This window comes from Micromonospora chokoriensis (assembly GCF_000718555.1).
Taxonomy (GTDB): Bacteria; Actinomycetota; Actinomycetes; order Mycobacteriales; family Micromonosporaceae; genus Micromonospora; species Micromonospora chokoriensis_B.
Genome location: NZ_JOAN01000003.1, coordinates 238,384 through 263,147, shown reverse-complemented (window position 1 = coordinate 263,147; position 24,764 = coordinate 238,384). Strand labels below are relative to the sequence as shown.

Sequence of the window (24,764 nt, the reverse complement as noted above, 5' to 3'; positions counted from 1 at the left end):
GCGCGCACGCCGTGGGGGGATGGGTGTGCATCTGTTGGGACACGGCAGGTACTGGGGTGGGCCGGCGTGGCGACGGTGTCATGCTGGTATGCATGCCTGAGCTGCGGTCGAGGACTTCCACACACGGTCGGACGATGGCCGGCGCCCGGGCCCTCTGGCGGGCCACCGGGATGACCGACGACGATTTCGGCAAGCCGATCGTCGCCATCGCCAACAGTTTCACCCAGTTCGTGCCTGGTCACGTACACCTCAAGGACATGGGTGGCCTGGTCGCCGACGCGGTCGCCGAGGCCGGTGGGGTGGGCCGGGAATTCAACACCATCGCCGTCGACGACGGCATCGCGATGGGCCACGGCGGCATGCTCTACTCGCTGCCCAGCCGGGAGCTGATCGCCGACGCGGTCGAATACATGGTCAACGCGCACTGCGCGGACGCCCTGGTCTGCATCTCCAACTGCGACAAGATCACCCCCGGGATGCTGCTGGCCGCGCTGCGGCTCAACATCCCCACCGTCTTCGTCTCTGGCGGCCCGATGGAGGCCGGCAAGACGATGGCGATCGAGGGCGTCGTGCACAGCAAGATCGACCTGATCGACGCGATGATCGCGTCCTCGAACGAATCGGTCACCGACGAGCAGCTCGGCGAGATCGAACGCTCCGCCTGCCCGACCTGCGGCTCGTGCTCCGGCATGTTCACCGCCAACTCGATGAACTGCCTCACCGAGGCGATCGGCCTCGCGCTGCCCGGCAACGGTTCGACGCTGGCCACCCACGCCGCGCGCCGGTCGCTCTTCGTCGAGGCCGGCCGGACCGTCGTGGAGATCTCCAAGCGGTGGTACGACGGCGACGACGACTCGGTGCTGCCGCGTACGGTCGCCTCCAAGGCCGCCTTCGAGAACGCGGTCGCCCTGGACGTGGCGATGGGCGGCTCCACCAACACGGTGCTGCACCTGCTCGCCGCCGCTCGCGAGGCGGAGATGGACTTCGGCGTCGCCGACATCGACGCGATCTCCCGGCGGGTGCCGTGCCTGGCCAAGGTCGCGCCGAACTCGCCGAACTACCACATGGAGGACGTGCACCGGGCCGGCGGCATCCCGGCGATCCTCGGCGAACTGGACCGGGCCGGGCAGCTCAACCGGGACGTGCACGCCGTGCACTCCCCCTCGCTGGCGCAGTGGCTGACCGACTGGGACGTGCGCGGCGGCTCCCCGAAGCCGGAGGCGGTCGAGCTGTTCCACGCCGCGCCGGGCGGCGTGCGTACGGTCGAGCCGTTCTCCACCACCAACCGCTGGTCGTCGCTGGACACCGACGCGGCCGGCGGCTGCATCCGGGACCACGAGCACGCCTACTCCGCCGACGGCGGGCTGGCCATCCTGCACGGCAACCTGGCGCCGGACGGCAGCGTGGTGAAGACCGCGGGCGTGCCGGACGACTGCCTGACCTTCCGTGGCCCGGCGAAGGTCTACGAGTCGCAGGACGACGCGGTGAGCGCGATCCTCGCCAAGCAGGTGGTCGCCGGGGACGTGGTGGTGATCCGGTACGAAGGGCCCAAGGGTGGCCCCGGCATGCAGGAGATGCTCTACCCCACCTCGTTCCTGAAGGGGCGTGGGCTGGGCCGCTCCTGTGCGCTGCTCACCGACGGCCGCTTCTCCGGTGGCACCTCCGGGCTCTCCATCGGGCACGTCTCCCCCGAGGCGGCCTCCGGTGGGCTGATCGCCCTGGTCCGCGACGGCGACGAGGTCGTCATCGACATCCCGAGCCGGTCGATCGAGCTGAACGTGCCCGCCGAGGAGCTGGAGGCGCGACGGGTGGCCGAGGAGAAGCGCGACAAGCCGTACACCCCGACCGACCGGCAGCGCCCGGTGTCGGCGGCGCTGCGCGCGTACGCCTCGATGGCCACCTCGGCCAGCGACGGCGCCTACCGTCGCGTCCCGGAGTAAGCACCGCTAGCGATCGACACTGGATCGGCAATGTTGGGGTATCCGCGCTAGTCGGATACCCCAACATTGCTGATGTCGTCGGCAAAAACACGGTCCGCGAATGTCGGTCGTGTGGGCTAGCGTGTCGTCGATCAATTCGGGGAGAGCCCGGATTCCTGCGGGAAGAGGCGTGTACGTGTCATTTGGCAAGAAGTCCGTGGCTGTGGCGGTCTCGGCGCTCACCGCGCTCGCTGTCTCCGCGTGCGGCACGACGTCCGGCGGGTCCGGCGGGTCCGACGCGCCCAAGCAGCCCAGCGTCCTGGAGCTGCTGGCCAGTGACCTGAAGGGGTCGCTGCAGAAGACGGCCGAGGCCACCGACAAGAGCGATTCGGTGACCGTGACGATGACGGGCACGGCGGGCGGCGAGAAGGTCTCGATGCAGGGCGTCCTGGACCTCGGCGACCCGGTCAAGGCCGAGATGACGACGACGGACGCGAAGGGCGCCGCGACGGTCGTCCGGATGGTCGGCGCGGTCGTCTACGTCGAGATTCCTGCGGAGGACCGCGCGGAGATGGACGGCAAGCGCTGGATGAAGATGGACCTGGGCGCCGCCGGCAAGCAGGCCGGGATGGACTTCGGCAAGCAGTTCGAGGACATCGACCCGACCAAGCAGGTCAAGACGCTGCTCGCCACCGAGGGCACGAAGGTGATCGGGCAGGAGACGGTGAACGGAGCGGCCACCGTCCACTACACCGTCACCACGCCGATGGCGACCTACCTTGCGCAGCTCGACGCGAAGCTGCGGGCGGGCGTCGAGCAGCAGATGACCAAGATGGGCGTCAAGGAAATCACCACCGACCTGTGGGTCGACGAGCAGTACCGGCCCCGCCGAGCGGCCCTGAAGATGGGCCCGTTGGGTGACCTGGTGATGGACTACACCGACTACGGCAAGGCGGTGGCCATCGAGACGCCGCCGACGGCGGAGACCCTCGACTTCGCCGAGATGCTCAAGGGACTGCAGGGCATGACCACCAGCTGATCGGTGCCGTGTTCGGGCGGGCTCGGCGTCACGCCGGGCCCGCCCTTCCTGTTTCGTGCTGCCCGGTCCACGGGGGCGGGGGTCACCAGGTCAGGACGCTTCCCACGGTCCGCTGATGAACTGGCCGTTCTTGGTGAACGGACTGACGTTGGGCAGGCATCCGCCCAGGTCGATCGTCTGGGTCATCATGACCGGGCCAGGCTTGCCGGGGCCAGGACATTTCATGTGGTCGAAGCCGAGGAAGTGACCGAACTCGTGATTGATCACGCCGGCGTAGTACTCCTCCATGCTGACCGGATAACCGGGAGCGCCCTGGAGCCAACGCCGCAGGTTGATCATGATCGTCTTGCCGTACCGGCAGGAGTAGACCCCCTCGGTGTCGACCCCGCTCGCGCCGCAGAGTCGGTCCACGGTGTTCGGCGTGGCGAGCCGGACGTCGACGTCGGCGCTCGAGCTGCTGATCCGCTGGAACGACCAGGACGCCCTGGTCAGGTTCACATCGGCGTTGGTGACCGGGTGCTGCGCGGCGGTGGTCCACCCGTTCGGCGCCGCCAGCACCTGCTCGATGCTCGCGGCGAACTCGCTCGGTTTCCAGGCGGGGATGTCACCCCACTCGATCCCCTTCTCCACCGAGACGCGGTAGCGCACCCGCCTCTTGCCCGAGCCGATGACGCGACCCTGACCGCCAGCGGCGACGAAGGTGCCGTCAGCCTCGACGGGAATCTCCTCGTCGCTCGGCCGCCGCGGACCCATGTCCTGGGCTGACCTCGGGACTTGCCCGTTGGGGAGTGTCGTCGCCACGACGCCGCCGCCCTGCCCGGCGGGCGGTACCTCCGTGCCGCAGGCAGCAGACGCCAGGACCACCGCCAACGCGAGCGGCACGAGCAGCCGTCCGTTGATCCGCACGTCGAGACCTCCAAGAGCATTCACGTACGCAGTGAGGGAACACGGCGAAGTTACGTGACTGCGGGTATGGGACACGTAAAGAAGAGGCGCGGACCAGGCACAACACCGCCCCCAACCCGTCACCCTCTGTAACAGCAGCTTGCCGAGACGGCCGGTGCGGACAGCGGGTCGCTAGTCTGCTCCCGCCACTTCTCGAAGGGAACGCACCCGGTGACCCTCTCTCGTTACGCCGAACTAGCCCGGGTCGTGCGCAACGGCTTCGTCGAGAGCCGGCACTACGGCAGCGTCGTGGTGCTCGCCCCGGACGGGAAGGTCGCCCTCGCCGCCGGCGTACCCGACGAGCCGGTGCTCCCCCGCTCCACCCTCAAGCCGGTGCAGGCACTGGCCTGTCGGATCGCGGCGGGCGACAAGCTGACCGGCCCGGCGCTGGCCCTCGCCGCCGGCAGCCACACCGGTGACGACCGGCACGTCGAGGTGGTCCGGGCGATGCTGGCCGGGGCCGGCCTGACCGAGGACGCGCTCGGCTGCCCGGAGGACTGGCCGGAGGACGAACCGACCCGAGACCGGCTGATCCGCGCCGGTGAGCAGCGCGACCGGATCCGGATGAACTGCTCCGGCAAGCACGCCGCGATGCTCGTCGCCTGCGTCGCTCAGTCCTGGAGCACGCACGACTACCTCAACCCCAACCACCCGCTCCAGCGGGAAACCGCCGCCACCATCGCCCGGCTGGCCGGCACGCCGATCGCGCACCACGCGGTCGACGGCTGCGGCGCACCGCTGTTCGGCCTGCCGCTGACCGGCCTGGCCCGCGCGTTCCAGGCGTTGGTCACCGCGCCCGCCGGGAGCGACGCGGCGCTTGTCGCGCAGGCCATGCGCCAACACCCGGAGTACGTCGGCGGCTGGCACGGGCACCCCAACACCGACCTGATGCGGGCGCTGCCGGGCGTCCTCGCCAAGGGCGGGGCCGAGGGCGTGCTCGCGGTGGCCGCGCCGGACGGTCACGCGGTGGCCGTGAAGGTGATCGACGGCTCGCCCCGAGCCACCACCGCCATCGCCCTCGCCGCCCTCGACGCCGTCGGCGTACCGGTGGGCGGAGCCGACGCGCTGCGCCAGGTGCCGGTGCTCGGCGGCGGCGAACCGGTCGGCGCCGTCACGGCCGTCATCGGCTGGAGCGCAGCATCGTCTCGGACCGAAGCGGCATCGTCTCGCACGGAGGCGGCACCGCCCCGCGGGGAGAAGGAACAGTCATGAGCACATTCGAGATCTGCATCGACAGCGTCGAGGGGGCGGTCGCCGCCGAGGAGGCCGGCGCCGACCGGGTGGAGTTGTGCTCGGCGCTCTTCGACGGCGGGTTGACCCCCAGCCTGGGCACCATCGAGACGACCCTGCGCGCGGTCAGCCGGATCCGGGTCCACGTGATCGTCCGGCCCCGGGCCGGTGACTTCATCTACTCGCCGTTCGAGATCGAGGCGATGGAACGGGACGTCCGCGCCGCCGTGGCGGCCGGCGCGCACGGCATCGTGATCGGCGCGTTGACCGCCGAGGGTGACGTCGACGTGCCCACCACCCGCCGGCTGATCGCCGCCGCCGGCGACGCCAGCATCACCTTCCACCGCGCGTTCGACATGACCCGCGATCCGTACGCGGCGCTGGAGCAGCTCATCGCGATGGGCGTAGACCGGGTGCTCACCTCCGGCCAGGAGGTAAGCGTGCTGGAGGGCGCTCCGCTCATCGCCGACCTGGTGCGCCGGGCCGCCGGCCGGATCGTCATCATGCCGGGCGGTGGCATCACGCCCCGCAACATCGCCCGGATCGTCGAGGCGACCGGCGCCGACGAGTACCACTTCGCGGCCCTGGCCCGCTCGGACAGCCCGGCCGTACACCGCAACCCGGCACCACGGATGGGCGGCAGCCTGACCCGGCCCGAGTACGAGCGCTCCGGCACCTCGCGCGCCCTGGTCGGCCAGGTGCTCGCCGCCGCCCGCGCCTGAACCCCGTCCCGCTCTCCACCAACCGCGGCGGCCCAGGACATCGTCCCGGGCCGCCGCAGTCGGTCGGTCGGACTAGCGCAGCCCGAAGGCCCGTTCGACGGTCTGCTGCACGGTGTTACCCGACACGTCCGTGGCGGTGACCCGGGTCGAGACGTACTGTGCCGACTTCGGGGCGTTCAGGTCGAGCTGCCAGCTCGCCTTCTCCCCCCGCTGCGTCGCCGCCCGCTGCCAGGTGCGGCCGTCGTCGTACGACAGCTCCACAGTGGCGGACCGGAATGCGCCGCCGTGCCACGCGCCGGCCAGGTGGCTCGCCGAGACGGTCACCTCGCCCTTGCGCTTCGCCCGGCCCGTCAGGTCGAGGTCGACCGCGTAGTCGAGCTGGATGAGTGGCAGCTGACGGACCGATTCCGGGTCGGCGTCGGGGAAGCCGACGGTCCACTCGGTCTGGGTCCGGGTCGCGTACGCCGAGACCTCGCTCTGCGTCGTCTCGTTGACCAGCCGCAGCGGCTGACCCGGCTCGACAAATGTGGACATCGTTCCGTTGACCGACTCACTGATCAGGTCGGCACCCTGGTAGACGCGGAAGCTCTGGGCGACTTCAACGCCGAAGGTCTTCGCTTCGTGTTGTGGGTTGGAGTCCCCCCAGGTCGGCAGCGTGTAGCTGCTCAGCTCGTTACCGACGACCGCCGGCACACCGGAGACGAACGACGGGTTCAGGAGCCGCGGCCGGGTCACCGGAGCGAACCAGTCGGCGTTGGTCGTGGACCCCTTCGGGTAGGAGAGCAGCGGCCTGGAGTACATGTAGATCGGCCCCAGTTTGGCGCTCTCCACCCAGCGGATGCCGGGCTCGGCCGAGAGCCAGTCGGTCCGCTCACCCTGGGCGGCGAAGGGCACCGGATCCCGCAAGCTGTTGAAGACCCCCTTCTCGGTCGACAGGTCGTAGCGGTTCCAGTTGCCGATGTCCTGGGTTGGGTTGCGGAACGACACCTTGACCTTGGCCAGGTCCTTGGCGCGCGGTTGGTAGGTCAGGTCCGTCGGCACGGCACCGTTGTGCCGTTGGATGAGGTCGTAGAGGTACGCGGGGGTGGGGATGCCCACGACGGTGAGGCGGGCCTCGCCGGCACGAATCCGCTCGATCAGCTCCTCGCCCTGCTGGTGACCGAGCGAGACGACAGGCAGCGGAAGCTTCGGCTCGAGGGCCTCATTCCAGGCGTCCAGCCGGCCCAGGCCGGTGTTGACGATCACCATCAGCCGGGCCCCGGCTGCCGCCGCCGCATCAACCTGGGCTTGTGCGGTGGCGTTGTCGGTGTACCGGACCACGGCGACCTTGCCCCGCACCTTCGCCGTGGTGATGTCGCTTGGCGTGCTGCCCGGGACGAATGCCGCATCGAGGACGTGCCGCCCCTCGGGCCCGTTCGGCGAACCGGCCTGGAACCGCAGATCGTCATAGTTGCCGTGCGCGCCGCTCAACGTCAGTGGCGGTTCGATGGCCGACCACCGGAAGCCCAGGTGGAAAGCGCCCTGGGAGACCCGCTTCCCGGTCGGGGTAGCCCAGACGCTGTCGAAGATGGCGTCGGGGTGGTAGTTGTCGGACAGCGGGTATTCGTTCGGGTAGGAGCGGAAGTAGTCGATCCGGATCCCGTTGAGGCTGGTCGGCTTCGGGGTGATGGCCTGGACCTGGCGGAGGGTGCGGCCGTCCAGGGTCACGGTGGCACCGTTGTCACCCACGATGACCTCGGGGGCGACTAGTGCCGCCAAGCCGAGCGAGCTCGGCCCGTTCGCGCCGGTCACCGGGGCGTACATGAGGATGCTGTACGTGCCCGGACGGACCCGGAGATCGAGCCGGCCGGTGTCGTCGACGGTGTAGAGCTGCGGGTCCAGGGTGTCGGTGATGTCCTTGAGCAGGATCTGGCCGGCGAGCCCGGTGCCGTCGCGATCCTTGGTGTTGATGGTCAGGCCGACCCGCTGCCCCTCCTTGTTGACAGCGACCACTGTGTGCGCCAACGGCACACCCTGGGCGTCGGCGCCGATCACCGTGCCGCCGCTGAGGAAGGCCTCGTCCTTGAGGAGGTCCAGGTTGGCGTAGACGACGAGGCTGCTCGTGCCGTGCGCAGGCACGACTACCTGGTCGGCGGCGAGGCTGAAGAGCCCAGCCGGGGCGGTCGGCGCGTGCACGGACAGGTTGAGGGTGACCGGGGCGTCACCGGTGTTGGTGTAGGTGATCTTCTGCTCCGAGCGCTGGCCCGGGGCGTACGGCCAGTGCTCCGCGGTGAACTTCACGCCGTCGGAGAAGAGGGTGGCCGAGACGGCCGCCGCGACGTCGACCCGCCCGCTGCCACCCCGGTAGATCTCCAACCGTGGGGTCCGCTTGCTGGTGCTCATCAGGACGTCTTTGAGCTGCTGGCCGGTCCAGTCCGAGTGCGCGGCCGCCAGCAGGGCGGCAGCTCCGGCGACGTGCGGGGTCGCCATCGAGGTGCCGTTCATGGCGACGTAGGAGCCCTCCCCGCTCGCGTACTGCGAACGGGCCGCCAACACCCCCACGCCCGGGGCGGTGATGTCGGGCTTGGGCGCGTTGTCACCGAGGCGAGGCCCCCAGTTCGAGAACGGGGCGAGTTGGTCGCGGCTGTCGACAGCGCCGACTGTGAGGGCCGCGTCGGCGGCACCCGGCGAGCTGAGGCTCAGGTAACCGGGGTCCTGGGAGTTGCCGGCGGCGATGACGAAGAGGGCGCCGGTCTCGGCGCTAAGCCGGTTGACCGAGGCGCTCAACAGGTCGGTGCCGTCGCTGGGGCCGCCACCGAGGCTCATGTTGACGACCTTGGCCTTCGCCTCCCGTACGGCCCACTCCATGCCGCCGAGAATCCAGGAGTCCTGCCCCTCGCCCTCGTCGTTCAGGACCTTGCCGATGTGCAGCTTGACTCCCGGGGCCACGCCCCGCTCCACGCCGCCGGAGGCGGCGCCGGTGCCGGCGATCGTCGACGCGACGTGGGTGCCGTGCCCGACCCGATCGATCACCGTCTCACCCGGAACGAAGCTGCGGGTCTCGGCGATCTGATCGGCCAGGTCCGGGTGCTCGGGGTCGACACCGGTGTCGAGGACAGCGACCGGTACGCCAGCACCGGTGTTGCCACCGGACCAGACCTGCGGTGCGCCGATCTGCGTGGTGGTGTCGGTCAGCGCGGCGCGCACCTTGCCGTCCAGCCACACCTTCGTCACCCCGCCGAGGAAGCTCGCCGGCTGGCCTGCAACCTGCTTCGCCGCCGGCGCGGCGGGGTTCGTGCCGGTGAGCGCGTTCCAGAACGTGCTCGCCGTACTCCGCGGCTCCTCGACCGCCGCACCCTGCACGCTTGGTAGATCCCGCACCCGCTGGGCGCCCGTCAGGGCCGACTTGGCCCGCGCGGTCGCGTTGGAGTAGCTGAGAATCAGCGGCAGCCGGTCGCGGCTCGCGTCGTCGTACCCGTCGGCCAGCAGCTTGGTGATGTTGAAGAGCCGCTTGTCGAGTAGCCCGGACGAGACGTAGCGGGCCACCGAGTCGGGGTAGACGTAGGTATCGGGCCCGTACCTCATGACCCGGGCGCCGACCGGTTGACCTGACGGTCCGCGTACGTCGGTGGTGCTGAGCCCGCCAGCGATGGTGCTGACGGTGACCTTGTCCCCGGTGATCAGGGTGATGGTGTGCTGCTTGCCGGTGGGGGTAGGGGCCGCATTGGTGACATCCGGGGGCACGACGACGCCGCCGCTCGGCGCGGCGAGGCCGGGGTCTCCGACACCTACCGCGAGCGAGAGGACGGCACCGACCACAAGTGCACGTCGTCGGATGGGGTGGGCTGACGTCAAGGATGATCTCCGTTCGGGAGTGAATTGCGGTCGATGATCGCAATCCGCCGTCGGACCGACAACGCGTTGACGGAGATCAAGTTCTGTGCATCAGGCTGATGAACGACGAGTTGCCTGACGACTCGTTCATCGACTGTCCTCCTGTGCGTCCACGGCCGTTGACGCAGCACAGCAGCGGCCGACAACCCAGCACCGAGAGCCCGTCAGCCCAACGTCGTCCACTGTGGAATATGTCACCAGACCCGGCAATAGAGTGATTAATGCCACCCCGTTGAACTCGGACATGTGGGGTGTCAGGACAGGTCGTTGACGCAGCGCAGCACCGGCCGGCGGGTCAACGCCGTGGCGTCCAGCGGCCCACGAGCCCGCACGGTGAACGTGGCCGACTCACCGGGCAGCAGGGTGACCATCGCGATGTCCACGGTGGCCGAGGCGTCCAGGCGGTCCGGGAAGAGCGTCAGGTCGCGCAGCACCGTTCGGGCGGTGGCCCGGACCCGCTGCCCCCCGTCGAACGACTCGACCGTCGCGTCCCAGGCCGCCGAGGGCCACTGCACCTCCCGGTCCTCGGCGAAGAACCACAGGGCACGCTCCGCGCTGCTCCCGGCCTCCGCGACCAGCAGCTCCCGCCGGGCCTCCTCCGGCTGGGCCAGCGTCGCTGGCAGCGCCAGCGTCACCGAGGAGTACGCCGGGACGTCGAGGTCGACCGAGGTCGTCGCCCTCGGCGCCCCGGTGAGAGTCACCCGGGTCACCGAGGCCGAGGCTCGCCAGGGCGTGCCACCGTCGTTGACCGCGACCAGGGCCAGGCCGCCGTCGCGGGGCTGCACGGTCAGGAGCCGATCGGCGTACGCGTGGCGCAGCGCGTACCACAGGGGTTTGCGGCGACCGTCGCCGTCGATGGCCGACCAGGAGGTCACCGGCCAGCAGTCGTTGAGCTGCCAGACGATGGTGCCGGCGCAGACGTTGCGGTGGGAGCGGAAGTGCTCGACGCCGAGCTGGATCGCGCGGGCCTGGTTGAGCTGCGTCAGGTAGTGCCAGTCGTCGAAGTCTGCCGGGGCGGGCAGGTGCGCGTCGAGGCCGCGTTGGAGCTTGGCGTCACCGCCGGCTGCCTTCTGGTGGTGTGCCATGCCCGGTGAGTCGTGCGCCAGGGGTTCGTCGCTGAGCGCGCGGCGCAGTGTGGCGTACGCCGGTGGGGCCTGGTAGCCGAACTCGGCGACGAAGCGCGGAACGTACTCCCGGTACTTGGTGTAGTCGTCGGTGTTCCACACGTCCCAGATGTGGGTGGTGCCGTGCGCCGGGTCGTTGGGGTGGATCGCCTCGCTGCCCGACCAGGGGCTACCCGGCCAGTACGGGCGGGTCGGATCCAACTCGCCGACGATCCGGGGCAGCACGTCGAGGTAGTAGCCCCGCCCCCAGGTGCGCCCGGCGAGCGGCGCCTGCCAGTCCCAGTCGTGCCAGCCCCAGATGTTCTCGTTGTTGCCGGTCCAGAGCACCAGCGACGGGTACGGCGCGAGCCGGGTCACCTGCTCGGTTGCCTCGGCGGCGACCTCGGTGCCGAACGGCTCCTCCTCCGGGTACGCGGCGCAGGCGAAGAGGAAGTCCTGTTGGACGAGGAGCCCGCGTTCGTCGGCGAGGTCGTAGAAGTCCGCCGACTCGTACCGGCCGCCGCCCCAGACCCGCAGCAGGTTGACGTTCGCCGCGACTGCCTGGTCGAACCGCTCGGCCAGCCGGGCCCGGGTGATCCGGGTGGGGAACGCGTCGTCCGGGATCCAGTTGACCCCGCGCACGAAGACCGGGACGTCGTTCACGGAGAGCGAGAACGGGGTGCCGTGCTCGTCGGGTGTGGTGTCCAGCCGTACCGAGCGGAAGCCGATCCGGTGCGACCAGCTGTCGAGGGTGTCGCCGTCCGGCGCGTGCAGGGTCACCTCGATCGGGTGGCGCGTCTGGTCGCCGTACCCCCGGGGCCACCAGAGCGCAGGCTCGCGGACGGTGAGGGTCAGCGCGGCCGTGCGCTGCCCGGCCGGGACGACCACGTCGGCGCAGACGCCGGCGACGGCCGCGCGGACGGTCAGCGGGACGTCCGCGACCCGCTCGACCTCGACGTGCAGCTCGACCCGGCCGTCGCGACCGTCCATGGTGACGAGTGGACGGACGGTGGCCAGTCGAGCGGTCGACCAGGCGTGCAGGCTGATCTCCTGCCAGATGCCGGCGGTGACCACTGTCGGCCCCCAGTCCCAGCCGAAGTTGCAGGCCATCTTGCGGATGAAGTGGAACGGCTCCGGGTAGGCGTTGGGCCGGTCGCCGAGCCGCTCCTGTTGCTCCTCGGCGTAGCGGTACGCGGAGTCGAACGTGACCACCAGGTCGTTGGCACCGTCGCGCAGCAGCGGTCGGACGTTGAACCGGTAGCTGCGGTGCATGTTCGCGGTGCGGCCGACCTCGACGCCGTTGAGGGTGAGCGTGGCGACGGTGTCCAGGCCGGCGCAGACCAGGTCGACGCGGTCGTCGTCGCCGGCTCGGTGGGCGACTGTGGTCTGGTAGACCCAGTCGGTGCGCCCGATCCAGGCCAACGCTCGCTCGTTGTCGTCGAGGTAGGGATCTCCGATCAGCCCAGCGTCGAGCAGATCGGTGTGCACGCAACCGGGCACGGTCGCCGGCACGGACCGACCGGCGATCTCCTCGGGCACCTGTGCTCCGGGGGCCGCTCGCAGGGTCCAATCGTCGTAGAGTGCCTGTCGGCTCACGATCTCACCGCACCTTCTTGCATCGAAAGACGCTGACTGAACCGGATAAGCTGGGCCACCGTACGGTCCGGAATTCGGGCTGTCAACGGCCAGAGAGCGAAGGAGCGCGCCGGTGAAGCGGCCGACAATTGCCGACGTCGCCCAGCGCGCCGGGGTGTCCAAGGGCGCCGTGTCGTACGCGCTGAACGGGCAGCCTGGCGTCTCCGAGGCCACCCGGCAGCGGATCCTGGCCATCGCCACCGAGATCGGGTTCAGCCCGAGCAGCGCCGCCCGTGCCCTCTCCGCCGCCACCGCCGGGGCGATCGGCCTGGCCCTGTGCCGACCGGCCCGGACACTCGGCGTCGAGCCGTTCTTCATGGCGCTGATCAGTGGTGTCGAGGCCGAACTGTCCGCCCGCTCGTACGCGCTGACCCTCCAGGTGGTGGCCGACCACGATGCCGAGATCGCGGTCTACCGGCGCTGGTGGGGCGAGCGACGGGTGGACGGGGTGCTCGTCTGCGACCTGCGCACCGCCGACCGCCGCATCCCCGCACTCGAACAACTGCAACTGCCGGCGGTGGTGATCGGCGGCCCCGGCGGCACCGGCGAGCTGGCGAGCCTCTGGTCCGACGACGCCGCCGCGCTGACCGAGACGGTGGAGTACCTGGTAGCGCTCCGGCACCGCCGGATCGCCCGGGTCGCCGGCCTGCCCGACCTGCGGCACACCGAGATCCGCACCGACGCCTTCGCGGCGGTCTGCCAGCGGCTCGGCCTGGTCGACGCGGTCACCGTCTGGTCCGACTACACCGGCGAGGAGGGCGGCCGGGCCACCCGTCGGCTGCTCAGCTCGGCCCACCGGCCCACCGCGGTCATCTACGACAACGACGTGATGGCGATCGCCGGGCTCTCCGTCGCCCAGGAGATGGGCCTCACCGTGCCCGCCGATCTGTCCATCGTGGCCTGGGACGACTCGCCGCTGTGCCGCCTGGTGCACCCGCCGCTGACCGCGCTGGGCCGCGACATCCCGGCCTACGGCGCGCACGCCGCCCGGCAACTGCTCGCCGTCGTCGCCGGGCAGCCGGCCGGCCGGGTGCAGGACGAGACGGCACACCTCACGCCGCGCGGCAGCACCGCACCACCCCGGGAGAGATGAACCGGTTCAGCGAGATGCTGAGGGAAACTCCTCGAAGTACGCCTCGACCCGCTCGGCCGTCGCCGGACGGGCCAGCGCGAACCCCTGCCCGTAGCGGCAGCCACCCCGACGCGCGCCCTCGACCTGGGTCGACGACTCCAACTCCTCGGCGACGATCTCCACGCCCAGCCGCTCGCCCACGTTGACCACCACGTCGATCAGCGGCGGCTGCCCGTCCGGCCGTGCGCCCACCAACTCCGGGCCCACCTTGAGCAGGTCGATCGGCAGTCGGCGAAGCTGGGCCAGGGACGCGTGCTCGGCCCGGAAGTCGTCCAACGCGGTGCGTACGCCAAGCGACCGGAGCCCGGCCAGCCGAGCCACCACGGTCGGCAGGTCACCGGCGACCCTCGGCTCGCTCACCTCCACCACCAGCCGCTCCGGCGGCACCCCGTACGCGGCCAGCACGGCCGCCGCCCGCTGGACGAAGTCGGGGGTGGTCAGCTCCCGGGTCGTGACGTTTACCGCCATCCACAGCTCGCGGACGCCCACCGACCAGTTGGACAACTGCCGGCAGGCCCGGTCCAGTACCCACCACTCCAACTCGCCGACCAGGTCCAGGTCCTCGGCGACCGGCAGCAGCTCGGCCGGCAGCACCGTGCCGAGCACCGGGCTGCGCCAGCGCAGCAGCGCCTCCGCACCCACCGGCTGCCCGTCGGCCAGGTCGACCACCGGCTGGTAGACGAGATCCAGCTCGCCACGCGCCACCGCACCCGGCAGCTCGCGTTCCAGGTCGAGTCGGCGCACCAACTGCTCCTCCAGGAACGCGTCGTACCACTCCACCCGGTCCCGGCCCAGCTGCACGGCCCGCCGTCGGGCCAGCTCGGCCTGCCGGAGCACGTCCGCCGGCCCGGCGCCGCTCACCTCGGCCAACCCGATGCTCGTCTGCACGCGCAGCATCGCGCCGGCCAGCCGGTAGGGCGGGCTGAGCGCGCTCAGCAGCCGGGTGCCCAGCGCGTACGCCAGCACCGGGCCGGCGGCGGTGACCACCGCGAAGCCGGTGCCCGTGCACCCGGTGACCAGATCGTCGGGGGCGATGACCGCGCGGGCCCGGTGCACCGCCTCGGCCAGCACGTCCTCCCGGGCCGTCGGGCCGATCCCGTCGGTGCCGTGCAGGTCCACCAGCAGCAGCGCGCCGGCCGGCGCCGGAACGTCGCCGATCGCGGCCAGGGCGTCCAGCAGGGCAGCCCGGTCGCCGGGGGTGCCACTGCCCGCGCCGGGCCGCCGGTTGAGCCCCGACCACGCGCGACTGTCATCGGGCGCCCAGGTCGAGCGGACCCCCGACGGGTCACCGGAGCCCCGCTCGGGCGAGGGCTCCGCCGTGCCCAGCCAGCCTGCTGGCGCCGCCCGGCGGTGCCGCAGCGCCCTGCCGGCCGGTCGGCGATGAGCGGCCCGCCGACCGGAGGTGGGCACGTCAGCCGCGCGCAGCAGCTCACGCAGCACCAGGGGTGGCACCGCCGCCAGGGCCAGTAGCACGCTCGTCTGGTCTGGCGCCCGGCCCGCGCCCAGGTGCAGACCCGATGCCAACAGCAGCATCGCTGCGGGGAGCACCGACCGGGGCCAGGCCGCGGCGACCGGCTCCGCTGGCTCCGCGTCGTCCGCCGCATCCGCCGCGCCGACCGCGACCAGCAGCATTCCCCACACCAACGGGGGTACGGCCAGCAGGACCAGCCGCCCGGCCGGCGCGGACGGCAGCGTGGCCAGCAACACCAGCCCGCCCAGGGTGAGCAGGACACCGCCCCGGCAGACCGCCGCGCCCGAGCGCCGCCACGGCCCCGCGAACGCGTTCAGCGCGGCCATGCCCAACCCAGCGAGCGTCAACGCGGCGATCAGCCGAACCGGGACCGGCAGGTCGCCCCGGGGCAGCAGCAGCCAGCCGGCGAGCGCCAGACCGAGCGCCGGGCCGGTCGACTCGACCAGCCAGCGCAGCCGAACCCCGGCCGCCACCCGCGAACGGCCGGGGAGCCGGTGCAGACCGGTCAGCGAGAGGGCCGCCACGACCAGTGACCCGACCAGCACGGCGAGAGGTTGCCCGAGGTCGAGCAGGGGCAGCACGACTGCGGTGAGACCGGCCGCCACCACCGCCGCGTCGAGCAGCACACCCGCCGCACGCGGGGTCGGGTCGGTGCCGCGCCGGGTGGCCAGTCGGGAGAGTCGCAGCCCGGCGAGCGTGGCACCGGCACCGGCGGCCAGGGCGATCACCACCGAGGTCGGGACCAGGTCGGCGGCGCCGGCGAGGAGGAGCAGCGCCACCGCCACGGACGTGGCGGCCTCCGGTGCCGCACAGCGGGGGACGAGAACGCGGAACGGGTACGCGAGGAGCACGGCGGTCGCCTTCGTGAGGGGGCACGGGGGCGGTGCGACGGTGCGGGACATCGGACGTTGCGAGTCCGCTGCCCACGATTGGCAACGATGGACGGCCGGATTGGTTACTTGTCGGTCACTCAGAGAAGACAACGACCCGTGTCACTGTACGGCGTACCGCGCGCCGCCGGCACCGCCCGCCGGGAGCCGACACCACCGGGAGTGGGATCATCGGAGGGTGAGTAAGCCCGACACGGTCCGTTTCCGGTACAACCAAGCCATCCTGGTGGCCGCGATCATCGCCTTCGTCGGCGCCCTGCCGCTGGCCAACTCCCGGGTCTACCTGCTGCCGGTGCTGCTCGTCCCGCTCGCCGTCGCCGTCTGGGCCTGGCGGGCCGGCACCGACGCCGACCCGCGGGAGCTGCGCGTACGGGCGCTGGCCGGGCAACGCCGGATCGACTGGGACCGGGTCCTCGAACTGACCAGTGACCAGCGCGGACGGGCCGTCGCCCGGCTCGACGACGGCCACCAGGTCATTCTGCCGGCCGTCCGTGGGGCAGATCTGCCTCGCCTGGTCGCGGCCACCGGTCAGACGCTGCCGCACGCGCCGACGGACGCACCCGGTCAGTAGCCGTCGACCACCGTGTTGATCAGCGGCTGCCCAGCGGCGAACCGGCGTACCTGATCGCCGACCAGTCGATAGGCCCGCGGCAGCAGACCGCGCACCGACCCACCCACGTGCGGGGTGAGCAGCACGTTCGGCATGGCCCAGAGCGGCGAGTCGGCGGGCAGCGGCTCCGGGTCGGTGACGTCCAACGCCGCCATGATCCGGCCGGTGCCCAGTTCGGCGACGAGCGCCTCGGTCTGCGCCACCGGGCCCCGGGCGGCGTTGACCAGCAGCGCCCCATCTCGCATCGAGGCCAGGAACGCCTTGTCGATCAGGCCACGGGTCTGGTCGGTGAGCGGCACCAACACCACCACCACATCCGCCTCGGGCAGCAGCCCGGGCAGCTCCTCGACGGCGTGCACTCCCTGCGCCGGGCGGGCGGTTCTCGCCACCAGGGTGAAGCTCACGTCGAAGGGGGCGAGCCGGTCACGCACCGCGGCACCGATCGAACCGGCGCCGATGATGAGCACCCGCTTGCCGGTCAGCTCGTCGGTCGGGGTGTGCTCCGCGTACGCCCAGCGCCGCTCGGCCTGCGCGCGGACGAACGCCGGGAACGCCCGCAGCTGGGCGAGGATCGCGGTGACGACCCACTCGGCGGTGGAGGGGTCGTGCACGCCCCGGGCATCGCAGAGCGTGACGGCCGGCGGTGTGCGGCCAGCCCAGGCGTCCGCCCCGGCGGAGAGCAACTGCACCACTGCCAGGTCGGGCAGCTCACGCAGCAGCACGGTCCCGTCGACGCCGCCCAGGAACGGTGGCACCCAGAAGCGGACGCCGGCCGCCTCGGAGGGCATCCGGTCGGCGTGCTCGAAGACCTCCACGGTCACGTCCGGGGGCAGCTCGCCCATCAGGTTCAGGCCGACCTGGTTCGGGATCCATACCTTCACGTCCGCCGACGATAGTCCCCGTCGCCAGGGCCGGCGCGGGGGCACGGCGACGAACCAGCGTCCCGGGGGATGGCGCGGGGGACCGGGGCGGGCGAGACTCGGCACACAAATGTTCGACCCCGACCTGGACGAGGTATAACGAGGGTCGGAGGGCCGGTCGGCCTCCGCCCCGGCAGACAGGTGCTCGATGACCGACGGCTCCCCCGCCACCGCCCGCCGTTCGATCGCGCCACCTTCGGCGCTCGGCGACCCGGCGCGGTTGCGCGCGCTCGCCGACACCGGGCTCGACGCCGCGCCGGACGAGGCGTTCGACCGGTTCGCTCGGCTGGTCAGCGACCTGTTGGACGTGCCGGTCGCGCTGGTCTCCCTGGTCTCCGCCGACCGGCAGTTCTTCCCGGGCGCGGTCGGTCTGCCGGAGCCCTGGTCGGAGCGCCGGCAGACGCCGTTGAGCCACTCGTTCTGTCAGCACGTGGTGGACATCGAGGCACCGATGGTGCTGCCGGACGCCCGGCTCTACCCCCGCGTGCGGGACAACCTGGCCATCGACGACCTCGGCGTGGTCGCGTACGCCGGGATGCCGCTGACCGACCTCTCCGGCCGGGTGCTCGGCTCGCTCTGCGCCATCGACAGCAAGCCCCGCGCCTGGACGGCCGCGCAGCTGCGGACCCTGTCCGACCTGGCCGCCGCCTGCTCGTCGGAGCTGCGACTTCGGATCGCGCTCGACGGCGCGCAGGAGGCCCGGCGGCGGGTGGTGCAGGCGCACGAACGGCTGGAGTTGCTGGCCGGGGTGAGCGAGACCCTGGCCGGCACCCTGGATGTGGGCACCGCGTTGCGCCGGCTCGCCGCCACGATGGTGCCGCTGCTGGCCGACTGGTGCCTGCTCACCCTGATCGGGCCGACCGGCCTGCCCCGCGAGGTGGTCTCGGTGCACCGGGATCCGGCCCGCTCGGCGGACGTCGACCGCTTCGGTGAGCTGCTGCGCACCGGGCTGAGCCCCGAGTCGATCATCCGAACGGTGTTCCGGACCGGCCAACCCCGGCTCGGCAGCGTGGCGTCGCTGGCCGACGTGACGAGGGGCACCACCCACCCGGAGATGGCATCCATCGCCAGTCGGCTGGGCATCGCGTCCTACCTGAGCGTGCCGGTGCGGGGCGTCGGCGGCACGGTGCTGGGGGCGATCACCCTGGTCAACGGCGGCCAACGACAGCAGTTCGACGACCGGGACCTGCTCACCGCCGTCGACATCGGCCGCCGGGCCGGGCAGGCCGTCGGCAACAGCTCGATGTATGGCGAGCAGCGGCACGTCGCCGAGGTCCTGCAGCACAGCATGCTGCCCCGACTGCCGGTGGTGGCGGAGCTGGAGCTGGCGGCCCGTTACCAGCCGGCAGCCGACCGGGTCGAGGTGGGCGGTGACTGGTACGACGCCTTCGTGCAGCCCGACGGCGACGTGATCGCGGCGATCGGGGACGTGGCCGGGCACGACATCGAGGCGGCGGCGGCCATGGGCCAGCTGCGCAACCTGGTGCGGGGCAACGCCTTCGGCCGGCCGGACGCGGTCGGGGCGTTGATGAGCAACCTGGATGGCGCCATCCGTGGCCTGCGGCTACCGACCGCCGCCACCGCGACACTGATCCGGATCTGTCCGCAGCGCGCCGGTGTGCACGAGATGACCTGGTCCAACGCCGGGCATCCGCCGGCCCTGGTGGTCCGCGCCGGCGGGGCGGTCGAGGCCCTGGAGGCGACGCCGGAGCCGCTGCTCGGCCTGGCTCGCCCGTCACCGCGGAGCAGCCAGTCGACAAGCCTGGCCACCGGCGACACCCTGCTGCTCTACACCGACGGGCTGATCGAACGACGGGACCGCTCCATCGACGAGGGGTTGGCCGAGCTGGTGGGCCGACTGACCGGCACCGACACGCTGCCCCTCGACGACCTGTGCGACCTGCTGCTCGCCTCGATCCGCCACCGTGAGGACGACACCGCGCTGCTGGCCGTACGGGCCCGGTGAGCGGTCCACCGGGGACCATCGAACGGGGTCACCGGCACCCGTTGGATCTCGACGGGCCCAGCCGGGCCGCGCGGCGGGCTACCCTGGGCCGGGTGAGCGCCCGTCCCCCGTACCCTCGCATCCGCCGCCTCCGGGTGGCCCTCGCGGCGTCCTGCGCGGCGCTGCTGTTCACCGCCGGTTGCAGCTTCGGTGAGCCGGAGCCCGACCCGGCCGGTGAGCCGCCCAACCTGCCCACTCCGTCCGCGTCGGCGGGCCCCGGCGGCTCCGGTCCGCAGGCGGTGGCGACAGTGCTCGCCAAGGGCCTGCGGGTGCCCTGGGGCATCGCCTTCCTGCCGGACGGCGGCGCGCTGGTCACCGAACGGGACAACGGCCGGATCCTGCAGGTCGGGCCCGAGTCCGGGCCGGACGGGCTGCGGGTGCGACCGGTGCAGACGATCCTCGACGTGGCCGCGGCGGGCGAGGGTGGCCTGCTCGGCATCGCCGTCTCCCCCGACTACGCCCGCGACCGGACGGTGTTCGTCTACTACACCGCCGAGCAGGACAACCGGGTCGCCCGGCTGCAACTCGGCGGGCAGCCCACCCCGATCCTCACCGGCATCCCCAAGGCCAATGTGCACAACGGCGGTGGGCTCGGCTTCGGCCCGGACAAGCAGCTCTACGTCAGCACCGGCGACGCCGGTCAGCGCCCCCTCTCCCAGGACGTGAAGAGCCTCGGCGGCAAGATCCTCCGGATCACCCCGGACGGTAAGCCCGCCGCCGGCAATCCGTACCCCAACTCCCCGGTCTGGTCGCTGGGGCACCGCAACGTCCAGGGTTTCGCCTGGGACGCCGCGAAGCGGATGTACGCCGTCGAGTTCGGCCAGAACACCTGGGACGAGATCAACCAGATCACCAAGGGCGGCAACTACGGCTGGCCGGAGGTCGAGGGTAAGGCCGGCGACAAGCGGTTCACCGACCCGATCGCGCAGTGGGCGACCGCGGACGCGTCCTGCTCCGGTCTGGCCGCCACGGACCGGCTGCTGGTCACCGGCTGCCTGCGCGGCAAGCGCCTCTGGGTGATGGAGCTGACCGACACCGGCACGCTGCTCGGCCAGCCCAGTGAGCTGCTCACCAACCGCTACGGTCGGCTACGCGCGGTGGCTGCGGCACCGGACGGGTCGCTCTGGGTGAGCACCTCCAACCACGACGGGCGGGGCAACCCGGCGGGCGACGACGACCGGCTCCTGCGGGTGGTCTTCGCGGGTGGTGACGGCGGGCGCAGCTGATTTCGTCACCATCCGTTCAGGTTTGCCAAGATCTTCCGACGGGCAGGTCAGACTTTCAGCATGGACGGGCAACGCGACGAGCGGCAGGACGACGCCGATGACCGGGACGACCCGGTGACCGGCGACGATCGGCCGCGCCCGGCGGGTTGGTGGGTCGGTGCCGCCGGCCCGCTACGCCGCCTCGGGCTGATCGTCGCCGTCCTCGCCGTGGCCCTGGCCGGAGCGGTGCTCGGGGTGCTGGCCGGTGGCGAGGTGAGCACCGACATCGGCCCGTTCCGGGCCAACCTCAGCATCTCCCCCGCCCGGGACGGCGGCACCACCGTCGACATCCCGCCGCTCGGCGCGCTGCTGCTCGACAGCCACGACGGGCCGACCCACCTCACCGTCCGGCTGGGCGCACTCGACCAGGGGCGCACCGAGGCGCTGATCGACGACCCGGCCAGCATCAGCCGGGCCAGCCAGAGCGCCGTGGAGGACGTCCGCTCCGGGGTGATGCGCCTCGGCCTGCGTACCCTCGGCGCGTCGGTGCTCGTCACGTTGATCCTGGCCGGGCTGATCTTCCGCGATGTCCGGCGGACCGCCTGGGCGGGCGGGCTGGCGCTGCTTGTCACCGCCGGCAGCCTCGGCACGGCGGCGGCGACCCTCCGTCCGCAGGCCATCGAGGAACCACGTTACGAGGGGCTGCTGGTCAACGCGCCGGCCATCGTCGGTGACGCCCGTCGGATCGCCAACGACTACACCAAGTACGCGGAGCAGTTGCAGCGCCTGGTCGGCAACGTCAGCCAGCTCTACACCACCGTCTCGGCGCTTCCGCTGCTGGAGCCGACCCCGGGCACCACGCGGGTGCTGCACGTCTCCGACATGCACCTCAACCCGACCGGCTGGCAGTTGATCCGGACGGTCGTGGAGCAGTTCGGCATCGACGTGGTGATCGACACCGGGGACATCACCGACTGGGGCAGTGAGCCGGAGGCCTCCTTCGTCGCCTCGATCGGCCTGCTGAAGAAGCCGTACGTCTTCATCCGGGGCAACCACGACTCCGGCAAGACCGCCGCCGCGGTGGCCCGCCAACCGAACGCGATCGTGTTGAACAACACGACCACGACGGTCGCCGGGCTGACCATCGCCGGCATCGGCGACCCGCGCTTCACCCCGGACAAGAACACCTCCCCCGCCGGCAGCGGGTTGACCCAGCAGGTGGCCGACCAGGTGATCGGGGCCGGCAACCAGCTCGCCGCGACGATCCGCAGCTCACCGCGACCGGTAAACATCGCTCTCGTGCACGACCCGGCGTCGGCCGGGCCGCTCGCCGGCACCTGCCCGCTGGTGCTGGCCGGGCACACCCACTCCCGGCAGGTCTCCAAGCTGCCACAGGCACCCGGGCAGCAGCCCACCACGCTGATGGTGGAGGGCTCCACCGGCGGTGCCGGGCTGCGCGGCCTGGAGGGCGAGAAGCCGACCCCGCTGTCGATGAGCGTGCTCTACTTCGACCAGCAGAAGATGCTCCAGGCGTACGACACCATCACCGTCGGCGGGACGGGTCAGGCCCAGGTCAACCTGGAACGACGTGTGGTGGAGAACCCGACCGGCACAGCGCCCCCGTCGGGCACACCGACACCGACACCGACCCGCTGAGACGCCGGACGGGTCAGCGCAGGGCGATGGCGGCCAGGGCGGCGTTGACGATGCTGCCGGGCAGCAGGTCGTGCAATTCGTACAGCTCGGCGACGCTGCCGGACTGGCCGAACTCGTCCACCCCGAGTGGCACCGCCGGAGCGCCAACCGCCGATCCGAGCCAAGCCATCGCGTGCGACGCGGCGTCGTGCACGGTCACCACCGGCACCCGATCGGCGAACGCGGCCCGCAGCGCACCCGGCACACTGGGCACCGTGGCCGTCCGCACGCCCTGACGCAGCGTGCGCTGCCAGGCCCGGTAGAGCCGGTCCAGCGAGGTCACGTCCACCACGTGCGCGGCGATGCCCTCGTCGGCCAGCTCCGCCGCGGCGGCCAGCACCTCGGGCAGCACCGCGCCGGACGCGGCCAGCTGCACCACCGGGGCATCGACCAGGTGCGGGTACTCCTGGTGCGCGTCGACCAGCCGGTACGCCCCGGCGACCACCTGCCGGCGCAGCACCGCGTCACCGAGCCGAGCCCGAGCCGCCTCGAACGGCGCCTGGTCCAGCGGTCGGGTGCTCAACCGGAAGTAGTACGCGCCGTCCTCGGCGGGTGCGGCGGTGGTGGCCGGGGCCGACCCGCCGGCGATCTGCCCGAGCGCGTCGCAGAGCAGCCAGTCGAGGCTGGCCGCGTACGCCGGCTCGACGAAGGTCACCCCGGGCAGCTCCAGGCCGACCGACGCGGTGATCGTGGACTGGTGGGCGCCGCCCTCCGGGGCGAGGGTGATGCCGGACGGGGTGCCAGCCACCACGAACCGGGAGCCGGAGTACGTGCCGTAGAGGAACGCGTCGAGGCCCCGCAGCACGAACGGGTCGTAGACCGTGCCCACCGGCAGCAGCGGCTGCCCGGACAGGTCCCAGGAGAGCCCGAGCTGACCGAGCAGCAGGAACAGGTTCATCTCCGAGATGCCCAGCTCGATGTGCTGCCCAGCGGGGCTCTCGGTCCAGCGCAGCATCCGGTCCTCGGTCCAGGATCGCTGCGCGGTGGGGGCGAACACCCCGGTCTTGTTGATGAACCCGGCGAGGTTGGTGGAGGTGGCCACGTCCGGGGCGGTGGTGACCAGGTAGCGGCCCACCTCCCGGTCCCGCGCCAGATCCACAAGCACCCGACCGAAGACCTCCTGTGAGGAGATCGGCTTGGCTGCGCGTACTCCTGTGCTTTCCGGAACGGCGACCCCGAGCGCGCGCTGGCGCGGCGCGCGGGACAGCGCCTCCCGGCGGGCGCCGGCGTGGATCCCGGCGGGTGACGCCGGGTCGAGGCGGTCCCACTCGGTCTCGGCGGTCAACCCCTGCGCGGCGCGCAGCGTGTCGACCTGCTCCGAGCTGAGCAACGCGGAATGGTTGCGCGGATTGCCGGCGATGGGCAACCCCCAACCCTTCACGGTGTACGCGAAGACGACGCTGGGCCGGTCGGTGACCGCGTCGCACTGGGCGTACGCGTCAAGCATCGCCTGAAGGTCGTGCCCGCCCAGGTCGGTGACGAGCGGGCCCAGTTCCTCGTCGTCGACGTGGGCGATCAGCTCGTCGATGCCGTCCGGCGCGCCGTCCAGGAACTGCTTGCGCAGCACCTGGCCGGTCAGCCCGAACAGCGACTGGTACTGCTCGTTCGGCATCGCGTCGATCCAGTCGCGCAGCGCCTCGCCACCCGGCCGGGCGTACGCCTCGGCGAGCCGACGACCGTACTTGACCTCCACGACGTGCCAGCCGGCCGCCTCGAACTGACCCCGCCACTGGTTGATCCGGATGCCGGGCACCACCCGGTCCAGCGACTGCCGGTTGAAGTCGACAAGCCACATGACGTTGCCCAGCCCGGTGGTCGCCGGGTCGGCCACCGCCTCCCAGATGTTGCCCTCGTCCAGCTCGGCGTCACCGATCAGCGCCACGAAACGGGAATGCGGCCGGGCCCCGAAGTGCGCGTCGACGTACCGCCGGGTGGCGGCGGCGAAGAGCGGCGCTGCCGCACCCAGGCCGACCGACCCGGTGGAGAAGTCCACCTCGTCCGGGTCCTTGGTGCGCGACGGGTACGACTGGAGGCCGCCCCGGGCCCGCAGCCGAGGCAGGTAGGAGCGGTCCAGGTTGCCGAGCAGGTACTGGATGGCGTGGAACACCGGGGACGCGTGCGGCTTCACCGCGACCCGGTCCTCGGCGTCCAGGTGCGCGAACCAGAGCGCGGTCATCGCCGTGACCAGGGAAGCGCTGGACGCCTGGTGGCCGCCGACCTTCACACCGTCGCCGGTGGCCCGGTCGTGGTTGGCGGCGTCCACGATCCGGGTGGCGAGCCAGAGCACCCGCCGTTGGATCTCGCCGAGGACGTCGATGTCGTGCTTGGTCACGGTGGCTCCATCCAGGCGTCGCCGTTGACGCCCTCGCG

15 protein-coding genes are annotated in these 24,764 nt (G+C 71.8%); 9 read left to right on the top strand and 6 right to left on the bottom strand.

Going from position 1 to position 24,764, the window contains the following annotated elements; translation table 11 throughout:
• The first annotated feature begins 92 nt into the window (after nucleotides 1–92).
• Together ilvD and IF46_RS0106670 are read left to right on the top strand one after the other, a co-directional pair.
• Nucleotides 93–1,940 carry a dihydroxy-acid dehydratase gene (ilvD, locus tag IF46_RS0106675; protein WP_030487401.1) on the top strand — a complete coding sequence of 616 codons (1,848 nt, stop codon included), beginning with the start codon at nucleotides 93–95 and terminating at the stop codon, nucleotides 1,938–1,940.
• Nucleotides 1,941–2,115: 175 nt separating this feature from the next.
• Entirely contained in the window at nucleotides 2,116–2,958 is an 843-nt protein-coding gene (locus tag IF46_RS0106670; protein WP_030487400.1) for a hypothetical protein, read from the top strand.
• 90 nt (nucleotides 2,959–3,048) lie between these two features.
• Here IF46_RS0106670 and IF46_RS0106665 read toward each other — a convergent pair whose 3' ends face one another.
• Nucleotides 3,049–3,864, bottom strand: a complete 816-nt coding sequence (locus IF46_RS0106665) for a DUF3152 domain-containing protein (RefSeq protein ID WP_051723733.1) — start codon at nucleotides 3,862–3,864, stop codon at nucleotides 3,049–3,051.
• Between the two features lie 210 nt (nucleotides 3,865–4,074).
• Here IF46_RS0106665 and IF46_RS0106660 point away from each other — a divergent pair, with 210 nt between their 5' ends.
• Together IF46_RS0106660 and IF46_RS0106655 are read left to right on the top strand one after the other, a co-directional pair.
• Entirely contained in the window at nucleotides 4,075–5,115 is a 1,041-nt protein-coding gene (locus IF46_RS0106660; RefSeq protein WP_051723732.1) for an asparaginase, read from the top strand.
• On the top strand, nucleotides 5,112–5,855 hold the full coding sequence (locus IF46_RS0106655; protein WP_030487397.1) for a copper homeostasis protein CutC: 744 nt from the start codon (nucleotides 5,112–5,114) through the stop codon (nucleotides 5,853–5,855). The genes IF46_RS0106660 and IF46_RS0106655 overlap by 4 nt, the downstream gene beginning before the upstream one ends.
• 72 nt (nucleotides 5,856–5,927) lie before the next feature.
• Here the strand turns inward: IF46_RS0106655 and IF46_RS0106650 are convergent, their stop codons facing one another.
• The gene (locus IF46_RS0106650; RefSeq protein ID WP_030487396.1) at nucleotides 5,928–9,689 is read right to left on the bottom strand and encodes a S8 family serine peptidase; all 3,762 of its coding nucleotides are present in this window, start codon (nucleotides 9,687–9,689) and stop codon (nucleotides 5,928–5,930) included.
• A 293-nt stretch (nucleotides 9,690–9,982) separates the two neighbouring features.
• Complete coding sequence (locus IF46_RS0106645) at nucleotides 9,983–12,427, bottom strand: glycoside hydrolase family 2 protein (RefSeq protein ID WP_084597794.1); 2,445 nt, start codon at nucleotides 12,425–12,427, stop codon at nucleotides 9,983–9,985.
• Between the two features lie 112 nt (nucleotides 12,428–12,539).
• On the opposite strand from IF46_RS0106645, the gene IF46_RS0106640 reads away from it, so the two are divergent.
• Nucleotides 12,540–13,559, top strand: a complete 1,020-nt coding sequence (locus IF46_RS0106640; protein ID WP_030487539.1) for a LacI family DNA-binding transcriptional regulator — start codon at nucleotides 12,540–12,542, stop codon at nucleotides 13,557–13,559.
• 6 nt (nucleotides 13,560–13,565) lie between these two features.
• Here IF46_RS0106640 and IF46_RS0106635 read toward each other — a convergent pair whose 3' ends face one another.
• Nucleotides 13,566–15,920 carry a GGDEF domain-containing phosphodiesterase gene (locus IF46_RS0106635; RefSeq protein WP_030487394.1) on the bottom strand — a complete coding sequence of 785 codons (2,355 nt, stop codon included), beginning with the start codon at nucleotides 15,918–15,920 and terminating at the stop codon, nucleotides 13,566–13,568.
• A gap of 217 nt (nucleotides 15,921–16,137) precedes the next feature.
• Between IF46_RS0106635 and IF46_RS0106630 the strand changes: the two genes are divergently transcribed.
• Nucleotides 16,138–16,530: a PH domain-containing protein gene (locus IF46_RS0106630; protein ID WP_030487393.1), complete on the top strand. Its 393-nt coding sequence runs from the start codon at nucleotides 16,138–16,140 to the stop codon at nucleotides 16,528–16,530.
• Here IF46_RS0106630 and IF46_RS0106625 read toward each other — a convergent pair.
• Nucleotides 16,524–17,450 (bottom strand): 2-hydroxyacid dehydrogenase, encoded by a 927-nt coding sequence (locus tag IF46_RS0106625; RefSeq protein WP_030487392.1) that lies wholly within the window; start codon nucleotides 17,448–17,450, stop codon nucleotides 16,524–16,526. The two genes, IF46_RS0106630 and IF46_RS0106625, sit on opposite strands and share 7 nt — an antisense overlap.
• Nucleotides 17,451–17,637: 187 nt before the next feature.
• Here IF46_RS0106625 and IF46_RS0106620 point away from each other — a divergent pair, with 187 nt between their 5' ends.
• The 3 genes from IF46_RS0106620 to IF46_RS0106610 all read left to right on the top strand — a co-directional run bounded on the left by IF46_RS0106620 (nucleotide 17,638) and on the right by IF46_RS0106610 (nucleotide 22,355).
• The gene (locus tag IF46_RS0106620) at nucleotides 17,638–19,455 is read left to right on the top strand and encodes a SpoIIE family protein phosphatase (protein ID WP_051723730.1); all 1,818 of its coding nucleotides are present in this window, start codon (nucleotides 17,638–17,640) and stop codon (nucleotides 19,453–19,455) included.
• A 92-nt stretch (nucleotides 19,456–19,547) separates the two neighbouring features.
• Nucleotides 19,548–20,720, top strand: a complete 1,173-nt coding sequence (locus IF46_RS0106615) for a PQQ-dependent sugar dehydrogenase (protein WP_030487390.1) — start codon at nucleotides 19,548–19,550, stop codon at nucleotides 20,718–20,720.
• A 60-nt stretch (nucleotides 20,721–20,780) separates the two neighbouring features.
• The gene (locus IF46_RS0106610) at nucleotides 20,781–22,355 is read left to right on the top strand and encodes a metallophosphoesterase (protein WP_030487389.1); all 1,575 of its coding nucleotides are present in this window, start codon (nucleotides 20,781–20,783) and stop codon (nucleotides 22,353–22,355) included.
• A gap of 13 nt (nucleotides 22,356–22,368) precedes the next feature.
• Here the strand turns inward: IF46_RS0106610 and IF46_RS0106605 are convergent, their stop codons facing one another.
• Nucleotides 22,369–24,726 carry a transketolase-like TK C-terminal-containing protein gene (locus IF46_RS0106605; RefSeq protein ID WP_030487388.1) on the bottom strand — a complete coding sequence of 786 codons (2,358 nt, stop codon included), beginning with the start codon at nucleotides 24,724–24,726 and terminating at the stop codon, nucleotides 22,369–22,371.
• Nucleotides 24,727–24,764: the final 38 nt, after the last annotated feature.